We start from the raw sequence: 17993 nt of genomic DNA, 5'->3' as shown, positions 1-17993 counted from the left end.
ATGGCGCATTTCTATATCGGAGATCGCAAAGTGGGGGATGGTGCGCCTGTCTTTATCATTGCAGAGGCAGGCATTAACCATGATGGAAAGCTGGATCAGGCACTTGCTTTAATTGATGTGGCAAAAGAAGCAGGTGCCGATGCGGTGAAGTTTCAAATGTTTCAAGCTGATCGGATGTATCAAAAGGAACCGGGTTTGTATGAAACAGCCAAGGGAGAAGAGGTGTCCATTTTTTCTTTAGTAGAAAAAATGGAGCTGCCGCCAGAATGGCTCCCGGTGTTATTGTCACGCTGCGCGGAAAAAGGGCTGATTTTTTTAAGCACAGTGTGTGACGAAGAATCTGCGGATCTATTGAATCAGACTGATCCGCCGGCTTTCAAACTGGCATCCTATGAAATCAATCATTTGCCGCTTATGCGTCACACGGCATCTTTTCAAAAGCCCATTATTTTCTCAACAGCCGGGGCAACCATTTCAGATGTCCATGAAGCATATGAGGCGATTACAAGCGAACAAAATCAGCAGGTCGCTATCATGCATTGCGTAGCAAAGTATCCAGCACCTAGAGCTTACACGAATCTGCGAGTGCTTCAAACATTAGCTGCGGCATTTCCCGATGCAGTCATTGGCTTTTCTGATCATAGTGAGCATCCGACTGAAGCGCCAGTGGCCGCTGTGAAGCTTGGTGCAGCAATCATTGAAAAGCATTTTACAGTAGATAAAACGTTACCTGGGGCTGATCATTCCTTTGCTCTTGATCCTGATGAATTGAAGGAAATGGTTCAGCATATTCGAGCGGCAGAAAAGCAGCGGCATCTAAAAGAAGCTGACACTCATTCAGTGCCAGAAGAGCTCCTTGGCAGTTCTTATAAAACGACAACAGCTATTGAAGGCAAGATTCGTGAATTTGCGTATCGAGGCATTTTTACGACAAAAGGCATTGCGAAGGGCGAGACATTGACCGCAGAAAATCTAGCTGTGTTACGTCCAGGACAAAAAAGCCAAGGTCTGCATCCGCGGTATATGGCGATTTTACTTGGCGCAAAGGCTGTCAGAGATATCCCAGCCCATACAGGAGTTTCGTGGAAAGATGTACTCACGCAGGAGACGCCAAATGATTAATGATGTCCTCTTTGTCATACAGGCGAGAATGGGCTCAACAAGGCTGCCCCAAAAGGTGATGAAACCGATCGGCGGTATGGCGCTGATCGACCTGATTGTTGAACGAGTAAAGCAATCAGATTATTACAATCACAAAACGCAGAACCTCATGATCGCTACAACAGTTGAGGCAGAAGATGATCTGCTGGCTCATTATTGTCTCTCAAAGGGATATAAAGTATTTCGTGGCAGTGAGACAGATGTATTGCAGCGATTTGCAAAGATTGTCCGTCATTTTGAACCGCAAATCATTGTGCGTTTAACAGGAGATAACCCATTTATAGATCCGGCCCTTTTGTCGAAAATGCTTGAAAAACATAGACAAGAGAAGGCTGATTACACGTATACGACTGGCACACCACTCGGTATTTCCGGGGAAATGATCGACGCACAGATTTTAAGTAAAATCGACATTTTTCCCCTTACGCAGCCAGAGCGTGAGCATGTCACGCTCTATATCAGAAAGCATCCTGAGCAATTTCATCTGCAATTATTCACACCGCCCAAAGAACTTGCATATCCTGCTTATCGATTCACGATTGATACAGAAGAAGATTATGAGTTTGCGACCCGTTTACTAGAGAAAGCTGGCGGCTCCATTGATGTGCCTACGGCTGAACTCATCACCATTTGCGAACAAGATCCCGATATTGTTCGATTGAATCAATTTGTGAAACAGAAGGATGCTGAATGAACAAGAAAATCATGATTGTTGTGTATGGCGGTTTTTTAAGAGGAATGGGGCATGTTGTCAGAATGAAACGGCTGGCAAATCAACTGCTTCAAGAAGGAAACGACTTATATTTCTATACAAATGAACAGATCTGTGTAGAAATGCTCTCAGGTCCAAATTGGCACGTTCATTTAGTGCAGGAGTCGAAGGCATTCCTTCAGATGGAAAAGGATATAAAAGAGCTGAATCCTGATCTTTTGCTGATTGATGTACTTGAATGTGACCTCCAATTTCTTCGATTGATCAAAGCGTGCTCCGGCTCTGCAAGGCTGGTTTTATTCGAAGAAAATAGAGCAGAAGCGTGTCAGCTTGCCGATGCTGTCGTGAACGGCATTTATGGCGGTCTGGACGAAAATCACATGCAAGTAGATGGGACAGCATATTTTGATGGAACACCTTATTTATTGTTAGATCAAGAGATAAGTCGATTAAAAGACACATATGAGGTTCGAAAAGAATGCAAAAAGGTGGTCATCAGCCTTGGGGGCAGTGACCCGCGTGGATTGTTATCAAAGGCTGTATCAGCACTTCTCGAAGCTGACCACCTACACATTTTAGCGGTTACAGGAAAAGCCTCTCGCATTGAAGAACAAATAGAGGCTGAGCATATTCAATTCATTCGTCATACAGATCAATTACTTGCGCGTCTCTCGGAAGCCGATCTGGCAATAGTGGCTGGCGGGATGACGTTATACGAGGCAGTTTGTATCGGAGTGCCCAGCATTGTCCTTTCACAAGTAGACCACCAAGCAGTGACAGCCGCTCGTTTTGCGCAAAAGGGAGCCTGTCACCATCTTGGATTAGGTGAATTTGTGGATGAAAAAGATATTCGGCGTGCTGTGGAAAGACTGTCCGGCAGCTATTTTCTCCGCAGAAGCATTCATCTCAATGGACGGACACTCATAGATGGAAAAGGAACTGAACGAGTGAAAAACATTCTTATACACCTCATGAATCATTACCAAAAAGAACATAAGGATGTGTAGATGTGAAGGGAGTTATTTTAGCAGGAGGAAAGGGATCACGACTGGCGCCTTTAACGAAGATTTTCAATAAACATTTATTGCCGGTTGGTCCATATCCAATGATTTATTGGTCATTGTTCAAATTGAAGGAAGCAGGGATTTTAGATGTGATGGTCATATCACAAGAAGAACAAATCCCGCTGTTTCAAAAGCTGCTTGAAAGCGATCAGGAACTGGGAATGAACATCGTATATCAGGTACAGCCTGAAGCGTCTGGAATATCAGACGGTTTATCCTATGCAAAGCCCTTTGTAGAAGGGGAGAAGTTTGTGCTGATGCTTGGTGATAATGTATTTGAGGATTCACTAAACCCTTTTGTTGAAGCCTTTCAACAGCAAGAAAGAGGAGCCAAGGTTTTGTTGAAAGAAGTGGCAGATCCAAAGCGATTTGGCATTGCAGAAATTGATGCCTCGCGCCAACGGATTTTATCAATAGAGGAAAAGCCGGAGTATCCGCGCTCATCTTACTGCGTCACGGGCATCTATTTTTATGACCAGGAAGTCTTTCAATATATTGAGAGAATCTCACCGTCAGATCGAGGCGAATTAGAGATTACAGACGTGAACAATCTGTATGTCTCAAATAGTCAGCTGACCTATGATATGTTAAAAGGGTGGTGGATTGATGCAGGAACACATGAATCTCTCCACCAAGCATCTGCGAAAATGTTTGAAACGATGAAGAAAAAAGAGGGATCCGAATGACGAAGTCTTATTTAATTACAGGCGGAGCGGGTTTTATCGGACTGAATTTTGTGAAGCTGCTGCTTCAGGATACAGATGTCCGGCTCACCGTTTTTGATAAATTAACGTATGCCAGCCATCCAGAGGAGATGGATGAATTATTAAAGTTGTCTCATTTTCGTTTTATTCAAGGGGATATCACCCTTCAGCATGAGCTGGATCAAGCATTTGACGAAGTCTATGATGCCATCATTCATTTTGCGGCAGAATCGCATGTTGATCGCAGCATTGAATCAGCAGAGCCTTTTATTCAAACAAATGTCCTTGGAACGTATCGTATGCTTGAAGCGGTCTTAAAAGGAAAGGCGAAAAAGCTCATTCATATTTCAACAGACGAAGTATATGGAGATTTGGAGCCAGATGATCCTGCTTTCACAGAACAAACACCACTTTCACCGAATAATCCTTATTCAGCAAGCAAGGCGAGTTCAGACCTGCTTGTGAAATCCTATATCCACACTCACCAATTACCCGCGATGATTACACGATGCAGCAACAATTACGGACCGTATCAGCATGAGGAAAAATTAATCCCGACCATTATTAGAAAAGCAGTCAATGGAGAGAACATCCCGATTTATGGAGACGGTCAGCAAATTCGCGATTGGCTGTATGTAGAGGACCATGCGAGAGCTGTGAAGCAGGTGCTCGAAAATGGCACAGCGGGGCAGGTATACAATATTGGCGGCGGCAATGAGAAAACAAATCTCGATTTGACCAAAACAATTTTATCGCAGCTCGGGATCAGTCATGATCAAATTGCGTTTATTCAAGATCGAAAAGGACATGACAGACGGTATGCCATTGATGCCAGTAAGCTAAAAGGCGAGCTCGGCTGGACGCAGGAGACGTCATTTGAAGAGGGTATCGAAAAAACGATCAATTGGTATCGAGCCAAATACGATCAGAGCGAAGAAGGGTGACGGATGAAAGTTTTAATCACCGGTGCAGGCGGCCAATTAGGGAAAGAATTGAGCAGGCAGCTCAAGGAAAAAGACATGACCGTCATTGCCTTAACGAGGAACATGCTCAATATCGCAGACCAGCAAGCGGTCAGACATGCGATGAGACACTATCAGCCTGATATTGTTGTCAGTGCAGCAGCCTATACATCTGTTGATCAATGTGAAACAGAAACCGAAAAGGCGTATCTTGTGAATGGCATTGGCGCCTACTATACAGCATTAGAAGCAAAGCGCGCAGGGGCTGATGTGTTACATGTCAGTACAGATTATGTGTTTGACGGGCAGGCGGACACCCCTTACCAAGTCGATGCACAAGCAGATCCTCAAACCATTTATGGAAAGAGTAAAAAGCTTGGTGAGGAATTGATTCAGCTTGTATCAGACGAAGTGAAAATCATTCGTACCTCGTGGCTTTACGGACATGAGGGGCATAATTTTGTGAATACCATTCTTCGGCTTGCTGAAACGAAGGATCATTTACGCATTGTGAATGATCAGATAGGGTCTCCTACTTATACAAAGGATGTAGCCGAGGCTCTGATTCATTTGTTTGATCAGAAGGCAGGCGTGTACCATGTCAGTAACCGAGAAAGCTGTTCCTGGTTTGATTTTGCGTCAGAAATTGTGATGAAAAGCGGCTTGTCAGCCACAATTGAGCCGATTACCACGGAAGAGTACGGCTTCCAAACGCCACGTCCGACCTATTCTGTCTTAGATCTTCAAGCGATTGAAGCCACAGGCTGGCAGCCGAGGCATTGGAAGGATGCACTTCACGAATACTTGCAGAAAGAAGGGAGATGGCATCAGCATGATTGATGGTGTTCAAACGAAAAAACTCATGAAACATTGTGATGACCGCGGCTTTTTTGCAGAGCTCATTCGAGATGATGAACCGATGCTGAAACGCTTTGGTCAGGCGTCATGGTCGAAAAGCTTTCCAGGCGTGATCAAAGCCTTTCATTATCATGAAAAACAAGACGACGTTTGGTTCTTCCCCGCAGGTCATGCACAGGTCGTGTTATATGATTTGCGTGAGGACTCTCCCACAAAGGGGCAAACCGATGTGTATTATATGGGGGAAGACAATCCGATGCTGCTTCTTATCCCAAAGGGTGTCGCGCATGGCTACCGTGTATTAGGTGAGACGCCACTGCAAATTGTGTATTTCACAACAGAATCGTATGACCCGAAAAACCCAGATGAAAAGCGAATCGCCTGGAATGACGAAATGATCGGGTTTGATTGGGAAACGACATTTAAATAGAGAACGAGGGGCCTTTCGCAGGAGAAAGGTCTTTTTTTGTTGAAATACATTCTATATGTGTCATTTTATGTATATGTACGAAGCTGATAAGAAAAGGGATGTGGATGAGTTTGTCTAAAAGAATTGCATTTGTAACAGGAGCAAGTACAGGAATTGGAAAGGCCATCGCCATAAAGCTTGCCGCTCAAGACAATGTAAAGATCATCATCAATTCTAGAAATCAATCCTCACTAGAAGAAGCGCAGCAGGACATTGGGCGTATGGCAGAAACAAAGGAGCCGGTGGCTATTTTCTGTGGCGACATGTCAGATGAAGGGGTGAGGGCTGAGGCTTTTGAGGAAATAGAAAAAGAGTTTGGCAGACTGGATGTGTTGATTAATAACATTCCGGGGGGAAAGCCAGATACCTTTGATTCGTGTGAGAGCGAGCAGATGATGGCAGCATTTTCTCAAAAAGCCATTGCGTACATTGATACGATGAAGCGTGCAGTAGCGATGATGAAACGACATGAATATGGCCGGATCATTCAAATTGTCGGGAACCTATGGAAGGAACCTGGTGACCAAATGTTTACGAACAGCATGATGAATGCAGCGATTATCAATGCTAGTAAAAATGCTGCCACACAGCTTGCACCTTCAGGGATCACAGTGAATTGTTTAAACCCGGGATTTATTGCTACAGATCGGTATGAACAATTTATCGGAAACATGATGCGTAAACAGGTATTATCGCGGGAAGAAGCTGTACAGGCTGTAGCGTCAGGAATTCCAATGCAACGAGTGGGCTCAGCGAGTGAAATGGCTTCATTGGCTGCTTTTATCGCATCAGAGGAAGCCTCCTATCTTACAGGACAACAAATATCTGTCGATGGTGGAGCGATGAAAAGTATATAGCATCAAAAAAACCGCTAGATGCGGTTTTTTGATCCAGCGTGTAGATAAACCCTCGCATTTGGTGTCAGGTCTGCGTGCCGGTGCTTACGAATGTCAAATTCGCTCCGCTCCGGTACTCGTCCTTCCTAGGGCTGCAAAGGTTTTCTATCACGCTGAAAAGAAGACAAATGGCTAAAATCAAGACCCATTTTAGCCATTTGTCAAAAACCCGCTAGATGCGGGTTTTTTGATTAAAGCGAATCGGAAGGATGCGAAGCCGGTCGATAAACAGGGCAAGCTGTTCAATTGGAGCAACCATTGAGATGCGGACATGACGTTTTCCATGTGCTCCAAACACCCCCCCGGGCGTGACAACGACATCGGTATGTTCGAGTAAATAGTCTGCAAATGCATGAGAATGTTCAAACTCATCAGGGATTGGAGCCCATAAATAAAAGGCGCCAGCTGGACGTTCGATGGACCATCCTAGCTGCTTTTCTGCCTGACGGATGAAGAAGTGAATTCGTTCAAGGTAGACCTCTTTTAATGATTGAATGTGACGGTCATCACTTTGCAAGGCGACGGTTGCGGCTTGTTGAAATCCGCCATACATACTAACAAACACATGATCTTGGAAGGCGTTAATGGCTTGGATGATGTCCTCATTACCTACAGCAAAAGCGACTCTCCACCCTGCCATATTAAATGTTTTGGATAGAGAATATAATTCTACTCCTACACTTTTTCCAAGAGGAGCATTCAGAAAGCTTACTGGTTTTTGCTCATAATGAAATGAACCATAGGCAAAATCATGAATGACATGCAGTCCGTGAGCTGATGCAAAATCAGCAGCCTCTTCAAAAAATGCATCATTTGCCACAGCACCTGTTGGGTTATTCGGATAATTTAAGAAAAGAACCTTTGCCTTTTTGAGCACCTCCGGATCAATTGAAGAGAGATTCGGCAAATAGCCATTTTTCGTTTCAAGTTTGATGCAGTAGGGCTTTGCGTCTGCCATCAAGATCCCAGAATGATATTCTGGGTATCCTGGATCGGGGACGATGGCAATGTCCCCTGGGTCAAGCAGACACTGACTCATGACATAAAGGCCTGTTTTCCCCCCATTGAAAAGGGCCACTTCTTTCTGTGGGTCTATCTCAGTCTCGAATTCTTTTTTGTAGAAATCTGCAATGGCTTGCTTGAAAAAGTCGAAGCCTCTAAAAGGTGCATACTGCTGAAACTCTAAAGTGCCTGCTGCCTCTTGAAGCGCGCTTACGATATGTGCAGGAGTCGGAAGATCAGGATTTCCCTGCCCAAGGTTGATGATGTTCGCCCCGTTTTGTGCTTTATGCGCAATTTTCTCAAAGACGGTTCCAAATTTCTGTTCTGGCAGCCGTTCAATCACGTTAGATGATAAGATCTTCACCACATTACCCTCTCTTTCTATCCCTTCACTAATTCATCCATTAACTGAATGGCAGCTTGCTTTTGTAAGTTGCGGATGGATGCGGCAACATCCTGTGAGGATGACCCTTTTAATTCAAGCGACACGATGCCATTAAAGGCTTCAAATAAAGAGAGATCCACAAAGGTGCCTTTAGATGGGACGGATTCACTGACGATCACAGTATCTCCAACTAAAGCATCCTGCGGAATATGGACATGATCAATGGTGATATGTGTGGCCTCTGCCGGTATGTGTCCGCTTTCTTTGAAATGCTGAGGGTATAAATGGCAGTCTGCTATATAATGCGTATGTCCAGAAAGCAGCTCTTTTGGCAGATTCGCTTTTTTTCCATCGACTAATACATCGATCAGCAGCTTGGCCATATCCACACCAAACACTTTTTTGATATTCGGAATCATATTCCAGCCAGCAAATCTAGCTGCGGATTCGATCAGTCCTGTTTCTCGATTTTTCATGAGCTTGATCTCTGTATGGGTCGCACAGTTTTCAAGTCCCAGCCCTTCATTTGCCTTCTTAGCTGCCTCAATGATGATTTGCTGTGCTTCATTGTCTAGGATCGAGGGAGTAATATGAGCCGTTTCTGTAAAACCGATTTGAGGGGTCTTGTCATGTATGACAAAAGGGATATATTCTCCCTCCACGACGAACCCTTCTACACTGACATAATCAGAATAGCCACCCTCTTGATACCAATCCTCGTAAGCCCCCTCTAAGTACGTTTCAGCGACAAATGGTGCTTCATATGTCACAGCGTTTGGGACGGGAATGGTTTGCAAATAGGACTGTACGTTTAAAAAGAGATCATCACTGCCGGCTCTGTCATGAAAAAGGGTCACGCCAATCGAGCTTGCTAAATATGTAGGCTTTAAAATAAGCGGTGTCCCGATATGTTCAATAGCTTGCTGGAAATCAGCTAAAGTGGTGACAGGCTGAGTTTTCACCGCTTTGACACCAGCAGCGTTGAATGCAGCTCTCATTTGGCTTTTATCACGCGCCATTTCAGCTGCTTTTACCCCAGCGCCGCGCAGCCCCAGCCGTTCGGCGGCTTTTGCCATTGGTGCAATGAATAATTCATTATTGGTGGTGATGGCATCAGCTTTGAAAAAGGAAGCCACACGGACTAGGTCATCCACCACCTCTTCCTCTGATTTCAAATAATCATCATGTGCCCAGTAAATAGAATCAGGGTGTTCAAAAGAAGGGTGTGTCTCAAAATAATCGCGATCTTTGATGACGGCAATGGAGTATTTTTCTATTAGCTCAGCGTGTCCCTTTGTAATGGCAAAGGGTCTCGGGATATAAGAAACGATATGATAATATGCCGCCACGCTTTCATAAAACATATGGGGCGGGCACCCTCCTAAGTCAGCAATGACAAGTACGGTTTTTTTACTCAATGAAAGCACTCCTTTTTATCTAGCGGTGTATCCGCCATCTGCTGTGACAACACTTCCAGTCATATAGCTGGATAGATCAGAGGCGAGAAACAGCATCACGCCCGCAATTTCTTCAGGTTTTCCGAGACGAAGCAAGGGATTCACCTTTGCTTTTTCCTTTTTGACAACCTCAAGACTTTCTGAATGATTGTCTAAAAAGGATTTTTCATTTAATGGCGTATCAATGATGCCTGGGGCGATACAATTCACCCTGATTTGATGAGCGGCATAGTCAATCGCCATCGATTTGGTGAGCTGGATGACACCGCCCTTTGTTGCGTTGTATGCAGGAATGTCAGGCCAGCCAACGAGACCTCCTACAGATCCAGTATTAATAATACTCCCGCTTTTCTTCTCAAGCATATGCGGCAATGTATGCTTACTCATGAGAAATACACCCGTCAGGTTGACCTGTAGAATGTGGTTCCAATCTTCCAGTGTCATCTCGTGAATAGGTGAGACAATTTCGATGCCTGCATTGTTAATCAACACATCAATTGTCCCGAATTGGCTCAGCACGGATTGAACGGTTTTTTGACAGTCAGCCTCATTTGTAATATCTGTTTTGAAAAACGCAGCATGTTCATGAGGCAATGATTCAACGAGTTGTTTACCGCTATCTTCATTAATATCAGCCACAGCTACTTTTGCTCCGTGTTCAAGGAAAAGCTTGACGGCGGCAAGCCCAATCCCAGACGCACCTCCTGTAATCAGGACGACTTTTCCGGCAATGTTCATTTCTTCACCTTAGACGCTTTTGGCTTTAAGCGGTTATAGCGTGGAGGGAAGAAGAGATTAATAGACTTTGATGCTTCTGGCTTTGGATTAATGGCGCCGTGATCTTCTTTTGGATCACAGAAGTAGGTCGTGCCAAATTCCATCTTCTCTGTAAAGCCTTCAATCGTCATATCGTATCCACCGCTAATGCAAATCCCAATTTGTTCATTACGGTGCTTATGAAAAGGCATTTCCCCGCCATTTCCCGGAATGTTAGCAATCATAAGCTCCATCCAGTCCTCAACAAAAAAAGTCACTTCCATGCCAGGAAGCAAATCACGCGTTTTGAAAATGTCTAAGAAATAAGTAGGAGGAGCCGTATATTCCTCGCCATCTTTTAATCTCTTAATATCAATGGCGATCACTTCTTCATCTGTCAGATTCGATGCGCCGTGAGGAACGAATGGTGGTGCAATATAGGCTGATTCTAATGGGGTGAGCACTTGTGTCGATTGGCCGACCGTCATTTGAAGCTCGCCTTTTAATACGATGCCGATTTGTGCTTCTGGATGCTCGTGAGGTTCGATGATCGTGTGAGGAGGGACGTGTGAAATTAACACTTCCGTATCGCCTCTGACAGTAGAATATTGGATGACACCATTATCCCATTCTCGTTTTTTCGCTTGAGGAAAATATAATTCTTGCACCTTTTGTTCAGTTGTCATGTTACATCTCTCCTTTTCCGAATATAGACCAGCTCATAGGAATGCTTTTAAATGTTCGAATGAAGGTGAGGCCGTATGTAGCTCTAGCCACCTCATTGGTTAAAGCGAAATCAAATTCGCCGTCTCTTACTTTTTGTGCGGCTGTACTTGTGGAATTGACAAGCTCAAATTCAGCATTTTGATGAATAAAATATTGAATCAAATTCACAGGTGCAGGATGAGAAACAATTTTTAAATGGTGAAGCATTTGTTCTTGAAAGGGGAAATCTGGTCTGACAGCCAAACCATACATGGGCGTGTCACATCTGAATATTTGTAAAAGCTGCAGGTCAGGTCTCATGTAGAAGTGTTTAATTCCTTCGTATGCGTGTGGAACGAGAGTGTATTGGAGTGCGTTAGAGAGAGTATGTTCAATGCAAGTTTCGAATGTGTCGTAAAGGGATAGTTTCGTATGAGTGCCGAGTGTAGTGGTGGAATGAGAGATGAAATGTTTTGCTGCATATTCACTGCTTGTCCCCTTAGGGCCTAATGTATTGACTGTAAACATCTTAGGTGAAACGATGGGCTCTTCTTTGAAATGAAAAACATCATTCTTTAAGATCATGTTTACCATCCAATCTTTTTCAAATTTTTACTAGATTATAAAAAATAAAATTGGTAATTGTCAACATAATTTATAAAAAATGTATTTTATAATAATATTAAAAATTGATCTAAAAAACTGCACATATCGAGATGTGCAGTGAAATGAGCTCACGTTTCAAAGGTGTTTTTATGTTTCTGCTGTAAGGTTTTTTCACGTTTATAGCTGATGAAGCTGATGAGAAAACCAACAAGCGTAATGAGTGCACATACAAGTCCTACCGTATGATAGCCGAAATGGACATAAACAGGTCCCATTAAAGCGGACCCAAGCATAACGGCTAGATTGGAAGCAAGGCTATAAAAAGCCATCACTTTGCCTCGGTGAGTTTGGGAGCAGTCGCTCAGGACGGTGCTCAAAAGCGTGACGGATAAACTTTGCATGGCACCCCAAATAAATAAAGCGAAAATGAGCAATGTCCATGAGAACGGTGCATAAGGAAGTAAGGCAAGAACGAGCGCAATCCCGCCCAGCACAAAGAAAAGAGACCGTGTTTTGCCAAACCAATCTGCTAATTTCCCGGTAAATATACTCATGGAAAAACCAACGCCATAAGCCATGATCAGAAGTCCAGCTGTTGATTGCCCTCCGGAAAACAAACTTTGCAGGTAAGCTCCTAAAAATGAGTACATGCCATAAAATCCAAGCATGTTACAAAATGTCACGGTCAAATAGGCAGGGACACGGTCGATTTTCAAAGCCCCCCATAAAGAGCCTGATTTCTCCCTAGCTTGAGGTGCCTTCGGATGAGCTGTGGCGACTTGTTTTCGAGATTCAAGGATGACGAGCAGCAGGACAACGAGACTCATCATGGCGAAAATCCAAAATGTCCAGCGCCAGTTCAAACTTTGACCGATAAAAGCGCCAATGGGCACACCAAGGACAAGAGAAAGAGACCAGCTCGATACAATGAGTCCCATCACTTTGCCGCGATATTCATATGGAACCCGGTCCCCCACAAGAGCATAGGCTGTTGGCACAAATACACCAGTCGCCAGCCCAGAAATAGCACGGCCGGCAAAAAACACGGCCAAATTTGGGGCAGCAGCACACATCACTGTTCCAATCAAAAAGAAAGACAGCCCAATTATCAAACACAGCTCTCTTGAATATCGGTCCCCTAAAGGAACGAGAAGCGGAGCTCCAACCAGCACAGCTAACCCATAAATGCTGATGGAAAGAGCGAGAACATCAAGAGAGTGCTGAAAGGAGTTTGATAAATCAGGCAGCAGTGGTGAAATCACCAGTTCCTCCGATCCCGCCGCAAAAACGCCAAGTGTGAGTGCGATGGCAAGTGTGATGGGAAATGTTTTAGAAGCCTGGCTGTCTAAAGATTCTTTCATCAAGTGATCCCTCCATACTTGCTTTTTCATTCAATTCCGTTAAAATAAATTCTACCATTATTTAGTTTTATTTTACATTTCGCATCATAAGTATTATCATCAAATACTTTTCAAATGGAACGATTTTTGGATAGGAGAGGTACGAATGAAAATCACCGATGTAGATGTGCATATTTTAAATGAATTGAGAGAAGATGCCCGCTTATCCATGAGGGAATTGTCCAAACGAGTGAATTTATCAGCACCTGCGGTAGCAGAAAGAGTGCGTAAATTAGAGGACGCAGGGATTATCGAAGGGTATTCTGTTCAGGTCAATTATAAAAAATTAGGGCTTCTGATTGACTGCCTGCTGGAAGTTACGGTGTTAAATGGGGAGTATCAGCGTTTTGTGGCTTTTATGAACGAGCACCCACGCGCTTTTTTTGCTTATCGAGTGGCAGGACAGTCTTGCTTTTTCATTAAGCTGTCAGTTTCGTCTCTTGAAGAAATTGAAGCCTTTATTCAAGAAGTGTCTGGATTTACAAAAACCGTCTCCCATATTGTCTTGTCAGAGCACTCTTTTTCTCATCCTATTCAGGAACGCTTGAAACAAATAGAAGAGCCAGAAATGACTGTGATGAAATAAAAAAGGACCTATGTCAGGTCCTTTTTATTCGTTTATCTGACTGATAACTCATAAACGTAATGATAAGGCCAATAAATGTCACAGCTGCAGCAAATAACGGAACAAGCTGTAAATGTGTGATGTCGATAGCAAGACCGCCAAGCGCTGCACCGCCGGCATTCCCAATATTAAAGGCAGAATGGCTGAGCGTCGATGCGAGTGTCGGTGCTTCATGTGCCATGTTCATCGTGCGGTATTGCAAGGTAGGAACAAGAATAAATGAAATGATTCCCCAAACAAAAATGGTCAGCACGGCAGGCACTTTGAATTCGGAAGTGACTGTAAACAATAACAGGACAGCAATGAGTAGGATCAGTGTCATCATAATACTCGGCATCAGCTTCCAGTCAGCAAGCTTTCCGCCAACTAAATTCCCGATGGTGACCCCAAGTCCAAATAGGACAAGGATGAGCGTTACCCCATTTTCCTGAAAGCCAGTGACTTGCAGCAGGATTGGGCTGATATACGTAAATGCTGTAAAAACACCAGCAAAACCAAAGATGGTCATCGCAAAGGAAACGAGTACCTGTGGTTTTTTCAAGACGGATACTTCATTTCGAATGTCCAATACTTCTTCCTTTGATTGATTCGGAACTAAGCTGATGATACCGATTAAGGAAATGAGACCAATGACGGCAATGACTAGAAAAGACATACGCCAGCCGAATTGATTTCCTATAAAGGTACCGAACGGCACACCGAGTACATTGGCTACCGTCAGTCCTGTAAACATGAAGCTGATCGCACTTGCACTTTTCTCTTTAGGCACAAGCCGTGCAGCCATAATGGCTCCGACGCCAAAGAACGTTCCATGAGCAAATGACGTTAAAATACGGGCGGCCATTAATAGACCATAAGAGGTCGAGACAGCGGCAGCAGCATTTCCCGCCACGAAAAGAATCATTAACAGAATGAGGAGACGTTTTCTCGACATTTTCCCAGTCGATAACGTTAATATAGGTCCGCCAACTGCGACACCAAGTGCGTATCCAGTAATCAGCTGTCCTGAAGCAGAAATTGATACATGAAGATCGTTTGCGACATTTGGCAAAAGGCCCATGATGACAAATTCAGTCATGCCAATCGAAAACGCACCGAGTGTTAATGCAAAAATAGCGATGGGGAAGTTTCTCATGATGTGATCACCTTTCTAAACAAATACATAAAAAAGCTTCGGAAAGATCCGAAGCCTTAAGAGTTTATCATACATGGAAATAAGACGCCAGCTGCTCGTTTGCTAATCGGTTTCCAACAAAGAAGGAACCGAATTCGCCATAGCGTGCACTGACTTCATCAAAGCGCATTTCATAAACCAATTTTTTAAATTGGAGCACATCATCAGAGAAAAGGGTAACGCCCCACTCATAATCATCAAAACCAACAGAACCTGTAATGATCTGTTTTACTTTTCCAGCATAGCTTCGGCCAATTAAGCCATGGCTTCTCATAAGAGATTTACGCTCATCCATGGAAAGCATGTACCAGTTGTCATTGCCAGAACGTCTTTTATCCATTGGATAGAAGCACACGTATTGAGAAGAAGGAAGCTCTGGATATAGGCGCGCACGTACATGCGGGTTCTCGTAAGGATCTCCGCCATCGCCGCCTCCTGCTAAGTAGTTACTGAGCTCAACAACTGAAACATACGAATAAGCTGGAATCGTAAACTCTGCTAGTCGTGTTTTGTTGAATTCAAGTTCAATTTCACCTAGTTCTTCCATTGTCGGACGTAAAATCATGAGCATAATATCTGCTTTTTGGCCGACAATACTATAGATTGTTTGGCTTCCAGCTTTATCTTGCTCAGCTGTTTTCCATTTTTCCAATAGACCTGTGAACTCATGAATGATGGCTTGGCGCTCATCACTTGTCAGCAGCTTCCAAGCTGTCCAGTCGATCGTTCTAAAATCATGCAGCGCATACCAGCCATCTAGTGTTTGAGCTGCTTCATTTGTTGTATGTTGTTCGCTCATTTCTTTCACTCCTATTAACAGTTTTCCATCTGTTCCAACTATAACATAGTTTGTCCAAATGGAGATGTGATCAAAACTTGAACGAAGAAAACAGCTTTTATCAAAATTGATTAAATTAGTTTGAAAAATAAGAATTTAATTTGTAAGCGCTATAATATAAGTTGGTAGTTTGAATTTAGGTAGAAGAAGAGTATGCTTAAAAGAGAACGCTTTTTTTGTAAAATCAAGGAGGGTATTGTAGTGGCAGATATTTTTTCAACAGTTCAGGAAAAGGTTGCAGGTAAAGGAGTAAAGATCGTTTTTCCTGAGGGAATGGACGAACGCATTCTAACAGCCGTTCAAAAACTAGCAGATGGCAAAGTATTACAGCCAATTGTGGTAGGTAAAAAACAAGAAGTCGAAGCAAAAGCAAAAGAATTAGGTCTTACACTTGCTGGTGTTGACGTGTATGATCCTCATACATATGAAGGTTTTGAAGAGCTTGTACAAGCTTTCGTCGAAAGACGTAAAGGCAAAGCAACAGAAGAGCAAGCAAGAAAAGCATTACTAGATGAAAACTACTTCGGTACAATGCTTGTGTATAAAGGTCTTGCAGACGGACTTGTGAGCGGTGCGGCACACTCAACTGCTGACACAGTGCGTCCAGCACTTCAAATCATAAAAACAAAAGAAGGCGTAAAGAAAACATCTGGCGTCTTCATCATGGCTCGCGGCGAAGAGCAGTACGTGTTTGCTGACTGTGCAATCAACATTGCTCCAGACAGCCAGGATCTAGCTGAAATTGCGATTGAAAGTGCAAACACAGCAAAAATGTTTGATATCGAACCACGTGTGGCAATGCTTAGCTTCTCTACAAAAGGCTCAGCAAAATCAGACGAAACAGAAAAAGTATCTGAAGCAGTTCGCATTGCAAAAGAAAAGGCACCTGAGCTTGTACTTGATGGAGAATTCCAATTCGATGCAGCTTTCGTTCCTTCAGTAGCAGCGAAAAAAGCGCCAGATTCCGTCATCAAAGGCGATGCTAGCGTATTTGTTTTCCCTAGCCTCGAAGCTGGAAACATCGGTTACAAAATTGCACAGCGTTTAGGTAACTTTGAAGCTGTAGGTCCAATCCTACAAGGCTTAAACCAGCCAGTAAACGATCTTTCAAGAGGCTGTAATGCCGAAGACGTTTACAATCTTGCGCTTATCACAGCAGCTCAAGCACTATAATGATCTCGACAAAGGCAGCCAGTACGATAGATTCGTGCTGGCTGTTTTTTTGATGACAAATGTGTACAATATAGGGGAAAAGAAAAAATTTGATCGTAGATAAAGCCGATAGAATGGGCAGGTGCTATAATGAACGATTTAATACATAAGCTTCAGCATAAGGTCGCGGGATTAACAGAGGCACAAAGGAGAATTGCAGATTATATCGTGCACAATCCGATGGAGGTCGCGTTTTTAACCGTAGATAAATTGGCTTCAAAAGTTGGGACGAGTACAGCTACCATCATGAGATTCTCTGCTGCTTTAGGGTATTCCGGTTTCTCTGAGCTTCAAAAAGAGCTTCAATCAAACATGAAGCATAAAGCTGCCCCTCAAACGAGACTTGAAGCGAACCTCAAGCATTCAAATAAAAGTAAGCTTCTGCATAACCATGTAGAGCTGCAATTTCAAAATATCCAGTATGCTTTAGACAATATCACGGAAGAAAACTTTAAGCATATTGTTGAAAAAATAGCCAGCTCCCGCCAGGTTCTGTGTACAAGTGCCCGAAGTGGAAGACCTGTTGGCGAGTATCTGTCATTTGGAATCAATCGGCTATTGGGGAACTGTCAATATATTGATGCGGACAAAAGCGACTGGGTGGATGATCTCGTTCATTTTCAATCTGATGATTTCATTATAGCGGTCAGCTATCCTCGCTATGCAAAGCGTATAAAGGACTTGCTGGAGGCAGCGAAGTCATATGGGGTGGAAGTGCTTTTAATTACAGACAGCTACAGCTCTCCACTAACTAAGTATGCACAATATGTATTACCATGTTCCTCAGCAAGTGTGGGCTCTCATAACTCTGTCGTATCTGCTATCTTTATCGTAGATTATATTTTAAGTGCCTTAGCCATTAATGACCCTGAAAGGACAAAACCACGTTTAGATCAAATCAATCATATGTTAACGAAAATGAGTTATCACACAACACATTAGTCGTGTGGTGACTCATTTTTTTCATTTAATTTTTATGAAAGCGCTTTACTAAATAAAATCGAGAT

Annotated in this window: 19 protein-coding genes; 11 read left to right on the top strand and 8 right to left on the bottom strand. The window is 43.4% G+C overall.

Annotated elements, in window-relative coordinates; all coding sequences use genetic code 11:
- From MHI46_RS17925 to MHI46_RS17890, 8 genes are all read left to right on the top strand, one after another.
- A complete protein-coding gene (locus tag MHI46_RS17925) occupies positions 1–1122 on the top strand; it encodes an N-acetylneuraminate synthase family protein (protein ID WP_342502991.1) in 1122 nt (373 codons plus the stop codon).
- Positions 1115–1855, top strand: coding sequence for a glycosyltransferase family protein (locus tag MHI46_RS17920; RefSeq protein WP_330545678.1), 741 nt, complete (start codon positions 1115–1117; stop codon positions 1853–1855). Before MHI46_RS17925 ends, MHI46_RS17920 begins: the two co-directional genes overlap by 8 nt.
- Positions 1852–2880 carry a glycosyltransferase gene (locus MHI46_RS17915; RefSeq protein ID WP_342502990.1) on the top strand — a complete coding sequence of 343 codons (1029 nt, stop codon included), beginning with the start codon at positions 1852–1854 and terminating at the stop codon, positions 2878–2880. The genes MHI46_RS17920 and MHI46_RS17915 overlap by 4 nt, the downstream gene beginning before the upstream one ends.
- Before the next feature lie 2 nt (positions 2881–2882).
- Positions 2883–3623: a sugar phosphate nucleotidyltransferase gene (locus MHI46_RS17910; RefSeq protein WP_251180960.1), complete on the top strand. Its 741-nt coding sequence runs from the start codon at positions 2883–2885 to the stop codon at positions 3621–3623.
- Complete coding sequence (gene rfbB / locus MHI46_RS17905) at positions 3620–4585, top strand: dTDP-glucose 4,6-dehydratase (RefSeq protein WP_039182292.1); 966 nt, start codon at positions 3620–3622, stop codon at positions 4583–4585. The genes MHI46_RS17910 and rfbB overlap by 4 nt, the downstream gene beginning before the upstream one ends.
- 3 nt (positions 4586–4588) lie before the next feature.
- Positions 4589–5443 (top strand): dTDP-4-dehydrorhamnose reductase, encoded by an 855-nt coding sequence (rfbD, locus tag MHI46_RS17900; RefSeq protein ID WP_342502989.1) that lies wholly within the window; start codon positions 4589–4591, stop codon positions 5441–5443.
- On the top strand, positions 5436–5891 hold the full coding sequence (locus tag MHI46_RS17895) for a dTDP-4-dehydrorhamnose 3,5-epimerase family protein (protein ID WP_058838504.1): 456 nt from the start codon (positions 5436–5438) through the stop codon (positions 5889–5891). Before rfbD ends, MHI46_RS17895 begins: the two co-directional genes overlap by 8 nt.
- Positions 5892–5995: 104 nt before the next feature.
- Entirely contained in the window at positions 5996–6787 is a 792-nt protein-coding gene (locus tag MHI46_RS17890; RefSeq protein WP_342502988.1) for an SDR family oxidoreductase, read from the top strand.
- A 211-nt stretch (positions 6788–6998) separates the two neighbouring features.
- Here MHI46_RS17890 and MHI46_RS17885 read toward each other — a convergent pair whose 3' ends face one another.
- The 6 genes from MHI46_RS17885 to MHI46_RS17860 all read right to left on the bottom strand — a co-directional run bounded on the left by MHI46_RS17885 (position 6999) and on the right by MHI46_RS17860 (position 13098).
- A complete protein-coding gene (locus MHI46_RS17885) occupies positions 6999–8192 on the bottom strand; it encodes an aminotransferase class I/II-fold pyridoxal phosphate-dependent enzyme (protein WP_342502987.1) in 1194 nt (397 codons plus the stop codon).
- 17 nt (positions 8193–8209) lie between these two features.
- Positions 8210–9631: an ATP-grasp domain-containing protein gene (locus MHI46_RS17880; protein WP_144493942.1), complete on the bottom strand. Its 1422-nt coding sequence runs from the start codon at positions 9629–9631 to the stop codon at positions 8210–8212.
- 15 nt (positions 9632–9646) lie between these two features.
- A complete protein-coding gene (locus tag MHI46_RS17875) occupies positions 9647–10408 on the bottom strand; it encodes a glucose 1-dehydrogenase (RefSeq protein WP_144489897.1) in 762 nt (253 codons plus the stop codon).
- Positions 10405–11112, bottom strand: coding sequence for a cupin domain-containing protein (locus tag MHI46_RS17870; RefSeq protein ID WP_058838508.1), 708 nt, complete (start codon positions 11110–11112; stop codon positions 10405–10407). The genes MHI46_RS17875 and MHI46_RS17870 overlap by 4 nt, the downstream gene beginning before the upstream one ends.
- A gap of 1 nt (position 11113) precedes the next feature.
- On the bottom strand, positions 11114–11716 hold the full coding sequence (locus tag MHI46_RS17865; protein ID WP_024423797.1) for a bacilysin biosynthesis protein BacA: 603 nt from the start codon (positions 11714–11716) through the stop codon (positions 11114–11116).
- 149 nt (positions 11717–11865) lie between these two features.
- Positions 11866–13098, bottom strand: a complete 1233-nt coding sequence (locus MHI46_RS17860) for an MFS transporter (protein ID WP_342502986.1) — start codon at positions 13096–13098, stop codon at positions 11866–11868.
- A gap of 145 nt (positions 13099–13243) precedes the next feature.
- Between MHI46_RS17860 and MHI46_RS17855 the strand changes: the two genes are divergently transcribed.
- Positions 13244–13723 (top strand): Lrp/AsnC family transcriptional regulator, encoded by a 480-nt coding sequence (locus MHI46_RS17855; RefSeq protein WP_047202792.1) that lies wholly within the window; start codon positions 13244–13246, stop codon positions 13721–13723.
- Positions 13724–13736: 13 nt separating this feature from the next.
- Here the strand turns inward: MHI46_RS17855 and MHI46_RS17850 are convergent, their stop codons facing one another.
- Together MHI46_RS17850 and hemQ are read right to left on the bottom strand one after the other, a co-directional pair.
- Positions 13737–14897 (bottom strand): MFS transporter, encoded by a 1161-nt coding sequence (locus MHI46_RS17850; protein WP_260774978.1) that lies wholly within the window; start codon positions 14895–14897, stop codon positions 13737–13739.
- A 67-nt stretch (positions 14898–14964) separates the two neighbouring features.
- Positions 14965–15735 (bottom strand): hydrogen peroxide-dependent heme synthase, encoded by a 771-nt coding sequence (hemQ, locus tag MHI46_RS17845; protein ID WP_024423793.1) that lies wholly within the window; start codon positions 15733–15735, stop codon positions 14965–14967.
- A gap of 240 nt (positions 15736–15975) precedes the next feature.
- On the opposite strand from hemQ, the gene pta reads away from it, so the two are divergent.
- On the top strand, positions 15976–16947 hold the full coding sequence (gene pta / locus MHI46_RS17840; RefSeq protein WP_056766819.1) for a phosphate acetyltransferase: 972 nt from the start codon (positions 15976–15978) through the stop codon (positions 16945–16947).
- A 129-nt stretch (positions 16948–17076) separates the two neighbouring features.
- A complete protein-coding gene (locus MHI46_RS17835; RefSeq protein ID WP_059377912.1) occupies positions 17077–17928 on the top strand; it encodes a MurR/RpiR family transcriptional regulator in 852 nt (283 codons plus the stop codon).
- The last annotated feature ends 65 nt before the right edge of the window (positions 17929–17993 follow it).

It is taken from the genome of Bacillus sp. FSL K6-1000, assembly GCF_038630785.1.
GTDB classification, from domain to species: domain Bacteria; phylum Bacillota; class Bacilli; order Bacillales; family Bacillaceae; genus Bacillus; species Bacillus safensis.
Note: the sequence above shows the minus strand (reverse complement) of the source record. Positions and strands in the feature narration are given on the sequence as shown.